Annotated in this window: 11 protein-coding genes; 3 read left to right on the top strand and 8 right to left on the bottom strand. The window is 59.4% G+C overall.

What is annotated here, in order from left to right; translation table 11 throughout:
• Window positions 1-27: 27 nt before the first annotated feature.
• From B142_RS0103085 to B142_RS0103070, 4 genes are read right to left on the bottom strand one after another with little or no spacing between them, the layout of a single operon-like run.
• Window positions 28-2,268 (bottom strand): ATP-dependent DNA helicase RecG, encoded by a 2,241-nt coding sequence (locus B142_RS0103085; protein WP_018120084.1) that lies wholly within the window; start codon window positions 2,266-2,268, stop codon window positions 28-30.
• A 1-nt stretch (window position 2,269) separates the two neighbouring features.
• Entirely contained in the window at window positions 2,270-3,979 is a 1,710-nt protein-coding gene (locus B142_RS12830) for a DAK2 domain-containing protein (RefSeq protein ID WP_018120083.1), read from the bottom strand.
• Window positions 3,980-3,998: 19 nt separating this feature from the next.
• Entirely contained in the window at window positions 3,999-4,727 is a 729-nt protein-coding gene (locus B142_RS0103075) for a uracil-DNA glycosylase (protein ID WP_018120082.1), read from the bottom strand.
• Window positions 4,724-5,755, bottom strand: coding sequence for a thiamine-phosphate kinase (locus B142_RS0103070; RefSeq protein ID WP_018120081.1), 1,032 nt, complete (start codon window positions 5,753-5,755; stop codon window positions 4,724-4,726). The genes B142_RS0103075 and B142_RS0103070 overlap by 4 nt, the downstream gene beginning before the upstream one ends.
• Before the next feature lie 41 nt (window positions 5,756-5,796).
• On the opposite strand from B142_RS0103070, the gene B142_RS0103065 reads away from it, so the two are divergent.
• A complete protein-coding gene (locus tag B142_RS0103065) occupies window positions 5,797-6,963 on the top strand; it encodes a DUF3515 domain-containing protein (RefSeq protein WP_018120080.1) in 1,167 nt (388 codons plus the stop codon).
• Window positions 6,964-6,988: 25 nt separating this feature from the next.
• Here B142_RS0103065 and B142_RS0103060 read toward each other — a convergent pair whose 3' ends face one another.
• Entirely contained in the window at window positions 6,989-8,050 is a 1,062-nt protein-coding gene (locus B142_RS0103060; RefSeq protein WP_018120079.1) for a D-alanine--D-alanine ligase family protein, read from the bottom strand.
• 49 nt (window positions 8,051-8,099) lie between these two features.
• Window positions 8,100-9,092, bottom strand: a complete 993-nt coding sequence (locus B142_RS0103055) for an NAD(P)H-dependent glycerol-3-phosphate dehydrogenase (RefSeq protein ID WP_018120078.1) — start codon at window positions 9,090-9,092, stop codon at window positions 8,100-8,102.
• 90 nt (window positions 9,093-9,182) lie between these two features.
• On the opposite strand from B142_RS0103055, the gene B142_RS0103050 reads away from it, so the two are divergent.
• Complete coding sequence (locus B142_RS0103050) at window positions 9,183-10,178, top strand: NUDIX hydrolase (protein ID WP_018120077.1); 996 nt, start codon at window positions 9,183-9,185, stop codon at window positions 10,176-10,178.
• Here the strand turns inward: B142_RS0103050 and leuD are convergent, their stop codons facing one another.
• Entirely contained in the window at window positions 10,179-10,766 is a 588-nt protein-coding gene (gene leuD, locus B142_RS0103045) for a 3-isopropylmalate dehydratase small subunit (RefSeq protein WP_018120076.1), read from the bottom strand.
• 29 nt (window positions 10,767-10,795) lie between these two features.
• Window positions 10,796-12,229 (bottom strand): 3-isopropylmalate dehydratase large subunit, encoded by a 1,434-nt coding sequence (gene leuC / locus B142_RS0103040; RefSeq protein WP_126843899.1) that lies wholly within the window; start codon window positions 12,227-12,229, stop codon window positions 10,796-10,798.
• A 29-nt stretch (window positions 12,230-12,258) separates the two neighbouring features.
• Here leuC and B142_RS0103035 point away from each other — a divergent pair, with 29 nt between their 5' ends.
• Window positions 12,259-12,957: an IclR family transcriptional regulator gene (locus B142_RS0103035; RefSeq protein ID WP_018120074.1), complete on the top strand. Its 699-nt coding sequence runs from the start codon at window positions 12,259-12,261 to the stop codon at window positions 12,955-12,957.
• Window positions 12,958-13,140 lie beyond the last annotated feature (183 nt).

Raw genomic sequence — 13,140 nt, 5'->3', positions numbered from 1 at the left:
AAAACCTGGCAAACCGCGCTAGCCTAGCTAGGTCTTAGACAAATACTCATAGCCATCATCGTCAATGCCTGCAACCATCGCGCGCGCCATCGCCACATCGTGTTCGATGATGCTTGCGGCTTGCACCTTCGCCTGCTCAATCAGCGCGGAATCATTCTGCACATCCAACAACTTCAACTGCGAATGCACCCCAGACTGTTCAGTACCCAAGACGTTGCCTTCCCTGCGGTGCGCAAGATCAATCTGGGCGACAGCGAAACCATCGTTAGTACCCGCTACCTGCTGCAAGCGGGCATTCGCCGGGTGGCCCTCCGGAGCCAAAGTGTGGAACAAACACACCGAAGGCTGGGTGCCACGGCCAATACGGCCACGCAATTGATGCAACTGCGAAAGACCAAAACGCTCCGATTCACGCACGATCATCATCGTGGCATTCGGCACATCCACCCCCACCTCAATGACGGTAGTGGAAATCAACACGTTGATCTCACCAGCAGCGAACTTCTGCATCACCTCTTCTTTATCCGGCCCGCTCATCCGGCCGAACAACACACCAATGCGCGCGCCTGCAATCTCCGTGGGTACATCGTCCAGCACCTCACGCTTGGGTGGCTCAAAAGCAGCAAACAACCCATCCTGTGGTAGTGGGCGCTCATCCTCGCCATAACGGGCGAACGGGTCTGCCTCTGCCAGATCTTCCGGGGCGGAATTCGGCATAGCCACCGGCGGGATCTCCGCACCCAGCTTCAGGGCGAACTCAATCACCCCACCCGCACCATCAATGCGTGGGGTCACCACATACGCCTGGCGCCCGGCCGCGAGTTCTTCTTCCAGCCGGTGCCACATGCGATCTGTCCACCCCTGCTGCTCATGCTGTACCACCGAGGAACTAATCGGCTGACGCCCGCGCGGGAGCTGCTTGATCGTCGATTCCGCCAGATCACCAAACACCGTCATCGCGATCGTGCGCGGAATTGGCGTCGCCGTCATCACCAACAGGTGCGCCACCGGGTAGGTCTTCGCGCGCAGCTTATCGCGTTGCTCGACACCAAACCGGTGCTGCTCGTCGACGATAACCAAACTGAGCTCACAAAACTGCACCGTGTCTTCCAACAAAGCATGCGTGCCGATGACAATATCAGCCTGACCAGAAACAATCTGCAGCAACGCCTCACGCTTGGCTTTCACCGGCATGGAACCAGTCAACAACACGACGTTTGCCTCTACCCCGACCTCGCGCAAAGTAGCGGTGATGCTGCAGGCGTGCTGCGTCGCCAAGACCTCCGTCGGCGCCAATAACGCAGCCTGCTTATCGTTATCCGCTGCCTGCAACATCGCCGCGAGGGCGACCACCGTTTTGCCGGAGCCGACCTCGCCCTGCAGCATTCGCGACATCGGGAAATTACGCTGCATTTCCCCGCTGATCTCAGATAACGCCGATTCCTGGTCTTCGGTGAGCTGGTAGGGCAAACCGTCGACAAGCTGGCGATATTTGTCCCCCGGCGGCAAGGGGTTGGCACTAGCTTTTTGCGCATCCAACCGGCGCAGCGCCATCACCAACGCGAGGGTGAGCGCTTCTTTGTCCTTCAATGTTTCCACAGCCGGGCCATTGCCAAGAAAAGGTGGAAAATGCAGATCCCACAACGCCTCATTCAGCGTCATACCGCCATTGGCAGGATCTGGCAACAGCGGCATCGTGCGCAAAGATTCATAAATCGCGCCTAAAATCCGCGCAGATTCCAGCCCACCTTTTTGCCGGTAAATCGGAATGAAAGGCTGGGCCGCAAGATAGGTAGTCAGCCCCTCATAGCGCTCCAGCTTTTTCATCGCCCCACTGCTGAAAGTTTTCTTCGGCTTAGCATCAGGGCCTGTAGAAGAATTGCTAAACACCAAGCATTGCGGGTGCGTAACAGTCAGATGCTTCTGAAAAACCCGCACCTTACCAGTGACCATGATCGTCGCACCTTTCCACACCCCAAAAACCTGGTGGTGGAAAAACACCAAGGTCACACCGTTGCTAAGAGTAATCTCGGTGCGTTTCTTACCCGTATCAATCTTGTCTGCTTTCACCACCGTCGAGATAAAAGTAATCGGGTCGACAGAATTAAGATCCTCATTCGTGATGATGTCATCCCGGCGCGAGAAAGCGCGGGGGAAATACGTGATTAACTCGCCGCACGTGTTGATCTCCAGGGCCTTGGCAATTGCCTTGGCTTCTTTCTCACCGACGACGTCGGCAAGGTCCCGGTCATCACGCCAGCCCAGCACGTCATTCCACCCCTAGTTCAATTGGCCCTGTTTCCGTGGCAAATACGATGACTTCTACGCCCAGCTTGGCCAGTGCCTCGGCGTCAATAGCGGCCGGAAACGGGGTCAGTATGGTGATTTGTTCGATGTCGTCACCGACCAGGTTGGATGCCACTCGTAGTACTTCGGGGCCGAGCTGATCACCGAACTCGGTTGGGTTTTCGATTATTGCTGTACGCATGGCATGAGCGGCCTCACACATGGTTTCGGTGGCTTCGGCTGCGGGCAGGGTTTTGTCGTACACCGAAATCGCGGCAATGCCCGCGCACAGTGAGGCGGTCTCGATGACCTCGGCGCCCTGGGAACGCCAGCGTTGATGCTGCTGGGCGTTGGTGTAACCGTTGCTGAGCACAGTCAATTCCGACAGGTTTACGGGCGCGGTTGCGGTAGCTGCGCCCGTGTGCGAGGTATTGGTGGCAGTTGTCTTAGCAGAGCCCAGTACACCACGGTATTGTTCTACGAATTCCTGCGGCGCTGCCACGTGCGCACCGGCTTGCGCGAATAGTTCCGCGATTTTGGAATCGTCCACCAAGGCCACTAACTGTCGGTGCTCAGTGCGGCGTTTAGTGCGAGGTTTAGTCTGCGGTTTGGTGCGAGGTTTAGTGCGAGCAGCCGTGCCATCGTCATCGTCATCGTCAGTGGCAGTGTCCATGGCATTACCTGTGGCCCCGGTTCCGTCTTCTCGATGAGCGCCGTCGCCGTGTGCTGATGCAGCCGACAGGTTATCTGCCTGGGCATCGGCCTGAGCATCTGGCAGCACCTCCAGGCGAATATCGCTCGGACGGCCATGTTCCAGGCTTTCTTCAATCACTGCCCCGGCGCGGTGACTGTGAATGTGCACGGTGGCCTCGGTGTCGTTAACACGGGCGATGATCAGGCTATCGCCCAGTGGTGCGATGCCAGCTTCGAGCTGGTCGACGTCGCCGGTGAAAAAGAACATCACTTCCAGGTGGTGGCTGCGGTTCTGGTCGGCGTGCGAGACGAAGGTATCGGTGGCCAGCGCACTGGCGTGTGGTTCTGTGCGGCCTTCGAGTTCGTCCACCAGCGTTTGCAGCAGCACTAGTAGTCCGACTCCCCCGGCATCGACGACGCCGGCTGCGCGGAGTTCTGGCAGCTGCGAAGGAGTAGCGGCGAGTGCTTGTTCACCGGCGTGCAGTGCGTCGCAGGCGGTGGTGAGTAGGTCTGTCTCTGTAGCTTCGGTCTCTGCCGTGGGATCCACTGCCTGTGCGCACGCACGCAGCACGCTGATGATGGTGCCTTCTACTGGGGAGACGATGGCTTTTTCTGATAATTCCACCGCGCTGTGCAGTGCGGAACGCAACTGTGGGGCCTCCAGGCAGCTATCTGGGCAAGAATCGGCAATGCCGCGTAGTACTTGCGACAGGATCACCCCGGAGTTGCCGCGTGCTCCGCGCGCAGCGCCCATGGCTAGTGCAGTAGCAACGTGGTTATCTGGGGTTTCGCTGGCTTGGGCCAGAGCCGAATCCATGGTGAACGACATATTCGAGCCGGTATCGGAATCCGGTACCGGGTACACATTCAGCCCATTGATTTCGCTGCGCCGACGCTGCAGCTCTGTAGCTGCGCGCTGCGCCCAACGACGCAGACCTGCCCCGTCGAGGCGGGTGGCAGGTGCGGTGGCGTCGGCAAGAGTATCTGGGCGCAAAGACATGATGTTCTAGCTTACAATCTTATAATTGCCAATCAATTGGCTGGCAGCCTTGGTCTGTCAGGTACTGGTTGGCGCGGCTAAACGGACGGGAGCCGAAAAAGCCGCGGCGTGCCGAAAGTGGTGACGGATGTGGGCTGGTAATCACTGGGCAGTCGAGGAATTTCTCGCATTCCTGGGCTTGTTTGCCCCACAGAATGGCCACCAAGTTTTCTGCCGGTAGGGCACGCAAGATGGCTTCAGTCACGGCCTCCCAACCTTGCTTGCGGTGTGAGCCCGCTTGGCCCGGCGCGACGGTAAGCACCCGGTTGAGTAGCAGCACGCCTTGCTCGTGCCAAGGGCGTAGGTCGCCGTCGGCGGTAACAGCATGCCCGGTATCGGCGGCGAGTTCTTGGTAAATATTCGCCAGTGAGCGCGGCGGGGCTCCGGTGGCTGCCGGGTGGGTGGAAAACGACAGTCCCATGGCGTGGCCGGGTGTTGGGTAGGGGTCTTGGCCGACGATAAGCACACGGACCTTCTCCAGAGGTAGGGACAGCGCGCGGAAGACGTCGTCTTCTGCTGGCAGGTAGTCGCCTTGGCTGGCATAGCTCATGGCGGCGACGATCTCGTCGCTCACGGTGGCCAGTACTGGGTACCAGGACTTGTCGACGCGATTGAGCAGGCCGGGCCAGGCGGAGAGTTTCTGGGCAAGCTCGGCGCCTGCTTGGTTACCCGTGCTGTCGTGGTTAGCTGCAAGCTCAGTATCGGTCATTGGAAAGACTCCCATCCTTGGTTGGCTGCGCTGAGTTGGATTGGTGTGGCATCCATACAGACATTGTGCTGCGCGGATTTCGTCCCGGCGGTGATATCACCGATGCGCCGGAAGCCGGACGGCGCGGATTTCGCGGTGGTTGCAAGCAGAGTGTGATCTTCTCCCCCTCCGAGTACCCAATCCCAGGGGTCAATGCCGAGCACCTGACCGGCGTGGACGAGCAAGTCATCCGGGGCGAGCGCGGCAAAGTCCAGATCGACGCCTACCCCAGAACGCTGGCACAACAACTGCAGTTCGCGAAGCAACCCATCCGAGTTATCTGTCATCGCCGAAGCCCCAGCGGCACGAGCGATCATGCCACGGTTGGGGCTGAGCCACGGTGCGCAGTGGGCGTCGACAAGCGAGGTGAGCTCCCGGGGAATATCCGCCCGGCCAAACCGCTCTAGCAACGCCAGCCCAGCGGCCGACCACCCCAGACGGCCATGGGCAACCAGCTGCTGCCCGGCGCGCGCCCGGTCCAGAGTCAGCGGGCTGCGGGAACCGCCCAACGAACCCACAGCGGTAATCGTGACGATGAGCTGGTTCGACTTGGTGACATCACCGCCGACCAACTCAGCAGTGTACCGGCGGGCCCGGGTGCCAATGCCTGCAGCAATACCCCGCACGACCTCCAGCGGGGTCTCCGGCGGGGCAGACAGCGACAACAACGCCGCAGTCGGGCGCGCACCCATGGCCTCAATATCGGCGAAATTTTGCAGGATGGCTTTCTGCCCCACCTCTTCCGGGCTAGACCAATCCAGACGGAAATGTCGGCCTTCCACCAAGGTGTCGGTGGCGACTACCGTGCGCGAGTTGGGTTGGCCCGGAAATAGCACCGCGGCATCGTCGCCGTTAATCACTGACGGCGCAGCATCGGTAATAGCCTGGATGACCTCACGCTCGCTGACTTCGCCGAGGGTACGGCGAGTTGACTGGGTTGGCTGGACTGTCTGGGCTGGCTGGGTTGGCTGGGTTGGCTTATCGCTCACTCATAGCCTTTCATTCGATGCTGTTCGTTAGACTTTCGATTATGACTGCAGATCCCACCAACAATGCAGATAGCGCAGATGGCGCTTCACCAGACAACGAGCTGGCAGCTACCGACCCGGTGGAAGGCATCGGCCGCGCCCCCATTTACACCTCGCTGGGCTTATCACTAGGCCTGGTCGCAGTGGTATTAGCGGGTGCGCGCATCATTGGTGGTGGTGCCCCGACGGTGACACTATCGGATTTGCCCGCCGAACACGCAGATTCTGCCGAATGCCAACAGCTTATCGACTCGCTTCCCGACGAAGTCGCTGACCTCCCACGCGCAGAAATCGCCGAGCCCGCCCCCGCCGGTGTGGCCGCCTGGGCCGCCGGAAGTTCTGGTGCTGGCGGAAACTACCGCGACCAAGTAAGCCTGCGGTGTGGCGTGGACACTCCGTTCCAATACAGCGAATATTCACACACGCAGGTGGTTGAAGCCGACGGTGCTAGCTCTAGTGATAGCACGCGCGGCAGCTCTAGTGACGGTAATACAGCAACCGAATGGCTCGAGGTACAAGACCAAACCCCAGGTTCAACGCTAACCACCTGGTATTCCACCAACCGCTTTCCGACGGTCGCGGTCACCGTGGACCGCGCGGGTAATGGCACTGCCGGAAATGACGGTGCAGGCACTGACGCTGCCGGAGAAAATACAGAGCAGGATAGCGCTGCCGCCACTTCCCGCGAGGCCCACAAAGCCATCGCGCAATTGACCGGGGCAACAGAGGCCTTAGAACTTCGCAAGCACCAACCGCACCCGGCCCCGTTATCTGAACTCGCCTCCGGCACGCCGGAAGACCTGGCTGCCTGCCAGTCACTGATCAGCGCCGCCCAGGATGGTTTCACCCCGGCGGAAGGCTACGAACTGTACGACGACACCGCCAAAGACACCATCGCCTGGACGCACCCGGGCTACGAGCCGATCGTGCTGCGCTGCGGCATCGCCGACCCCGACGTTCCCCTGGGTGAGCGTTTGCAACAAATCAACGAAGTGCCGTGGTTTGAAGACACCGTGCTTGCCGACGGCACTACTGCCTCCACCTGGTACCCGTTGGGCCGGGAAGTTGCGGTAGCAGTATCGACGCCGCAGGCGGCTGCGCAAGAATCACTCTCACGCATCACGGAGCTGCTGAAACAACACACTGCGGCCGCCCCCAATGCCGGCTAGCGCGCCGGGCCGACCTAACTAGCGGCTAGCGCGCCAGCGCCGTCTGGATCATGGTATCCAGCAACTCCGGGTAGGCAACACCGCTGGCCTGGAATACCTGCGGGTACATCGAAATCGGCGTAAAACCTGGCATGGTGTTGATCTCGTTGATCACCGGGCCGGATGCGGTAACGAAGAAGTCCACCCGTGCCAGTCCCTGGCAATCAAGTGCCCGGAATGCGGCCTGCGCCATGTCCTGCAGCTGGCCGGTAACCTCATCGTCATACGGGGCCGGAATTGTCGGGGTGACAACGTCGGCAAGATACTTAGTTTCAAAACCGTAAAAGCCCTCTTCGCTGGCAGCAATATTGTTCAGCTTCGCCGGCACCGATGCCACGATGCGACCGTCTGGGTACTGCAAAACACCAACCTCAACCTCGTCACCAACGATCTCGGTTTCCACGATCGCTTTGCCCGCCACATCCGCATCGCGCGCGGCATCCAGAGCCGCCGGGAAATCTTTCCAATCAGTGACCTTGGAAACCCCAATCGAGGAGCCACCGCGGGCCGGTTTCACAAACACCGGCAGGCCCAAGCGCTGCTTGTCGTCGTCGGCAAGCACTTCGCCTGCCCCAACGACTGCCTCAGGTGTGACCGGCAACTGCTCGGCAACCAGCAGCTTTTTCGTGTACTCCTTGTCCATGCTCGCCGCCGAAGACAACACACCGGTGCCCACATACGGAATATCGGCTAATTCCAGCATGCCCTGGATGGTGCCGTCCTCGCCGAACGGGCCATGTAGGACAGGAAAAACCACATCGAACTCTGCATGCACTTTACCGGTGGTGAGATTGTGCAGCACCCGACGCTGCGGGTTCAGCGATAATGCAAGCTCGTCGCGCAGCGTAACTTCCGGCAACTGGCCATCGACAATTTTTAAGCCCTGCTCGCCTACCGTGAACACACCGTCTTTAGTGATGCCGACAGGAATGACCTCATAACGGTCCCGGTCCAAGTGAGCCATGACCGCCGAAGCGGATACGCAAGAAACCGAATGCTCAGTGCTCCGGCCACCATAAAATACTGCCACGCGCGTCTTGTTTGTCATGCGCGTCATGCTACCACCGGCACATCGCGTTTCTGCGGCTTATCCCGGTCTACTCGGACTTTTTCGACCGCCCCATCAGCGAAACCATCATGTCGGATACGGCCAGATCCTTATGGCACACCGAATACACCGCCTGGGTCAGCGGCATATCGACGTTATGGTCCTGCGCGAGCTGGAAAATCGAATTCGACGAAATCACGCCTTCCGCCACCTGGCCTTTCGTTGCGGCTTTCGCCTGCGCCAAGCTATCTCCCAAACCTAGCCGCTTACCGAAGGTGCGGTTGCGGGACAGCTCCGAGTTACAGGTAGCCACCAGATCACCCAAACCGGCCAGGCCCGCGAAGGTGCGCTCGTCGGCACCCAGGGCGTTGCCCAGGCGGGTAATTTCTGCCAACCCGCGGGTGATCAGCGTGGCCTGGGTATTTTCCCCCAGACTCAACCCGGTGGCCATGCCGCAGGCCAGCGCGATGACGTTTTTACAGGCCCCACCGAGCTCACAGCCGATGACGTCGGTATTGGTATACGGGCGGATATAGTGATTCGCCACCGCGGCCTGCACCAGCTTCGCGCGGTTTTCATCCACGCAAGCGATCACGGTAGCCGCGGGTTGTTCCAAAGCAACCTCGCGCGCCAGGTTCGGCCCCGATAGAACAGCGACGCGGTCTTGTTCGATACCGGCTTCCACGATGACTTCCGTCATGCGCTTCAACGTGCCGCGCTCAATGCCCTTCGAAATCGACAGCACCGTGGCATCGCTGGGAATCAGCGGCGCCCAGGCGCCGATATTATCGCGCAGAGTTTGCGAGGGCACGCCACACACCACGATTTCCGCACCGCCCAGTGCGGCCGCGATATCCGTGGTGACTTCCAGGGCGTCGGGAAGCGTAATGGCCGGCAAATAATCCGGGTTTTCCCGGGTGTTGCTGATGGTTTCCGCGAGCTCTTGCCGCCGCGCCCACAAGCAGACGTTATTTCCGGCATCGGCGAAAACTTTTGCCAGCGTGGTACCCCACGAACCAGCTCCCATGACCGCGACCCTCATTGCGCCTCCTTGAAATACATCCCCACCAGCCTACCGTTTGGGCGCACGCTGGTTATGCAAAATGCGGTGGTTTTCGGGAAAATAGACAGCATGGTGAAAAAATCCCAGATGAGCGAAGCCGATAAAGATAACCAAAGCGGATTTAACCTCTCCGCCCGTTATCACCAAATCGGGAAAAATCCAGGTGCCGACTACCCTAAGCCGACGCTGGCAGCTGGTGCCGTGCTGTGGCGCCGCGGTGAAAATGGTGCCTGGGAAGTCGCGGTGATTCACCGCCCGCGGTACGACGACTGGTCACTGGCGAAAGGCAAGGTTGACCCTGGCGAATCACTGGCCAGCTGCTGCGTGCGCGAAATCGCCGAGGAAACAGGTTATCAAGTCCAGCTTGGCTCACTACTGGGATCGGTCAACTACCCCGTGCAAGGACGCACGAAGGTGGTTTTTTACTGGAACGCGAATATCACCGGCGGAAAATTCCAGAAAAATGAGGAAGTAAACAAACTGCGCTGGCTCAACGTAGACGAGGCGCACGAGAAACTCACCTACGACACCGACCGGCGGGTCTTGCAACAAGCAGCCATCCGGCATGACGACGCCGTCGACACGCGCGTGCTGTATGTGCGTCACGCCAAAGCGCATGACCGCAAAACCTGGAGCGGCGATGACAATCTGCGCCCGCTGCACAAGAAGGGACGACGCCAGGCGGAACTGCTGGTACCGATGCTGCGCGCATACAAGCCGACCGCGCTGTATTCCGCAGAACCGGCACGCTGCCAAACCACCATTGCTCCGCTCTCCGATGCGCTGAGCCTGCCGGTGACCACCGAACGGATTGTGGGGGATGCCGGATTAGATGATCTTCCGGCGGCGACCGCGCGCTTTCGCGAGATTGCTTCCGGCGGCGGGGTTCCGGTGATTGTCTCGCAGGGCGGGATGATGCCAGAGATCATCGAGACTTTAGCGGCTGAGGCCGACTTTGACATCGCACCGCGGGAATTTAAAAAAGCCGGCACCTGGGTGCTTGCGCTGCGTGAAGGCAAGCTCGTCGGTGCCGACTATCTGGCATCACCACTGCCAGTGCGCTAGCTAGCGCACCTGTGGCTTGAAGCGTGGACGGCGTGATTCAAAATCACTGATCGCGTCGTCGTTCTGTAGCGTCAGCCCAATATCGTCCAGGCCTTCGCGCAGACGCCACGCGGTGTAATCATCGATCTCAAACGGATAGACATTTCCGCCGACATCCACCGAACGCGATTCCAGGTCCACCGTCGCCTCGGTGCCGGGTTCTGCTTCCAGCTGCTTCCAAATCAGCTCGATATCGGATTGTTCCATAATTCCTGCCAACAGCCCGGCCTTACCGGCATTACCGCGGAAAATATCGGCGAATCGCGGCGAAAACACCGCACGGAAACCGTAATCTCCCAGTGCCCACACTGCGTGTTCACGAGAGGAACCGGTGCCGAAATCCGGGCCGACGAACAGCACGGAACCGTTGCGGAATTCTTCGCGGTTGAGCACGAAGTCATCGTTTTTGCGCCAGTTGGCAAACAGGCCATCCTCAAACCCCGTCCGCGAAACGCGCTTGAGGTACACCGCCGGGATGATCTGGTCAGTATCAACGTTGGAGTATTGCATCGGCACACCAACGCCGGTGTGTGTGGTGAACTTTTCCATGGGTTGTGCTCCTCTTTATCCTCGCTGCTCTACAAATCCGCCGGGCTAGCCAAGGTGCCCTTGATCGCGGTGGCAGCGGCTACGGCTGGCGAAACCAAGTGGGTGCGCCCGCCAGGGCCTTGTCGGCCTTCGAAGTTACGGTTTGACGTCGACGCCGAGCGCTCGCCTGGACGCAGTTGATCAGGGTTCATGCCCAGACACATCGAACAACCTGCGGTGCGCCATTCCGCTCCAAAGTCGGTAAAGATCTTATCCAGACCTTCGTCTTCGGCCTGCTGTTTTACCCACGCCGAGGACGGCACCACCATCATGCGGGTATCCGCAGCCAGTTTGTGGCCGCGGACTACCTCAGCGGCAGCGCGCAGATCCTCAATACGCGCATTGGTGCACGAGCCCAAGAAAACGGTGTCGATCTTGATATCACGCAGCGGGGTGCCCGGTTGCAAATCCATGTAGGCCAGGGCTTTTTCCGTGGCTGCGCGGTCGCTATCATCGGTGCAGTCTTCTGGGTCCGGAACCACAGAATCCAGTGGCAGGCCTTGCCCAGGGTTGGTTCCCCAGGTGACGAATGGACGCAGCGCAGAGCCGTCGATTTCCACGACGGTATCGAACTCGGCTCCCTCATCCGTCGGCAAGGTCTTCCAGTATTCCACTGCCTCGTCGAAGTTTTCTGGGGCGAATTCGCGGCCGCGCACGTAGTCAAAGGTCTTTTCATCGGGCGCGACCATTCCGGCGCGCGCACCGGCTTCAATGGACATATTGCAGATGGTCATGCGTGCTTCCATCGACAGTTTTTCGATGGCCTCACCGCGATATTCAATAATGTGGCCTTGACCGCCACCGGTGCCGATCTTCGCAATAATCGCCAAAATCAGATCCTTAGCTGTCACGCCCGGCTGCAGCTCACCACTGACTTCGATGGCCATGGTTTTGAAAGGCTTCAGCGACAGCGTCTGCGTGGCCATGACATGTTCTACCTCAGAGGTGCCAATACCCATCGCAATCGAACCGAAGGCACCATGGGTGGAAGTATGCGAGTCACCACACACGATGGTCATGCCCGGCTGGGTAATACCCAACTGCGGGCCGACGGTGTGAACAATGCCCTGCTGCTTATCCCCCATGGAATGCAGGCGAATGCCGAATTCTTCGCAGTTTTTGCGCAGCGTGCCCACCTGGGTACGGGAGGTTTCCTCTTTGATCTCCAACAGGTTACCTTTGGTAATACCTTGCGTTGGCACGTTGTGATCTTCGGTGGCCAGGTGCAGCTCCGGGTGTCGCATCGCACGACCATTCATCCGCAGCCCGTCGAAAGCCTGTGGGCTGGTGACTTCGTGCAGCAGCTGAAAGTCGATGTAGATCAGGTCTGGTTTGTCGCCTTCTCCTTCGACGACGACGTGATCACGCCATACTTTTTCGGCAAGAGTGAGTTTTTCTGTCATGGTTTCCACCTCACTTGTTATCCCATATGTTAGGAAGATAGTATCATGGTATGGGACGCTATAGCGAAATCTCGGGAATCAAAGTGCTCGATCGCGCGGTCGCGATCATGAAAGCCACCGCGAATACCCCAATGAACCTCTCCGAGCTGTGCACCGACACCGGTATTCCCCGCGCCACTGCACACCGCCTGGCCAGCGCGTTGGAGATGCACCAGATTTTGGCGCGCCGGGCTGACGGCCGCTGGGGTGCGGGCCCAGAACTTCCCGGATCCCAGGACAAACTGGTGGCCACAGCTACCCCATTCATGGAAAACCTGATGGATGCAACCGGCGAATCCGTGCAGCTTTACCAGCGCCGCGGCGACGAGCGCATCTGCATCGCCGCCTGCGAACCAACTTCTGGCCTGCACAACGTGGTGCCGGTAGGTTCGACGCTGACTTTGAACTCAGGTTCAGCCGCCCGGGTTTTACTTGCCGACGTCACCCCTGATGAGCGCGACCGAATCCTTGCCACCGCCTCCTATTCGCTTGCCGACGTCACCGAGGCCGCCGAACGCGGTTGGTCGGAATCCATCGGCGAACGTGAACCAGGCCTAGCCAGCATCTCGGCACCGGTATTTGATGCCACTGATTCTCTGGTCGCAGTGCTTTCCGTTTCCGGGTCCACCGAGCGCATGCAACCCAGTCCGGCAGCGTGCTATGCCGAGATTGTGCAGCAGGCAGCACACGACCTCAGTGCGCAACTATAAGTCTGGCATTTTTTAGTTTCGGGGTGGCTTAAGATAGTTCTATGCGCCTTTCCCCTGGCCCCCGTTTACCCGTTTTGGGCACCGCGGCAGTGACGCACTCGTCGTGCTACGTTAACGCGGGCCATTGCTACCGGCGCTGCAGCTAGCAGCCGACATGGTTGCAGCTAACATTACTGCGGAAAA

This window comes from Corynebacterium propinquum DSM 44285, from assembly GCF_000375525.1.
Classification (GTDB): domain Bacteria; phylum Actinomycetota; class Actinomycetes; order Mycobacteriales; family Mycobacteriaceae; genus Corynebacterium; species Corynebacterium propinquum.
The sequence above is the reverse complement of the archived record's forward strand: the minus strand, read 5'-3'. Positions and strand labels throughout refer to the sequence as shown.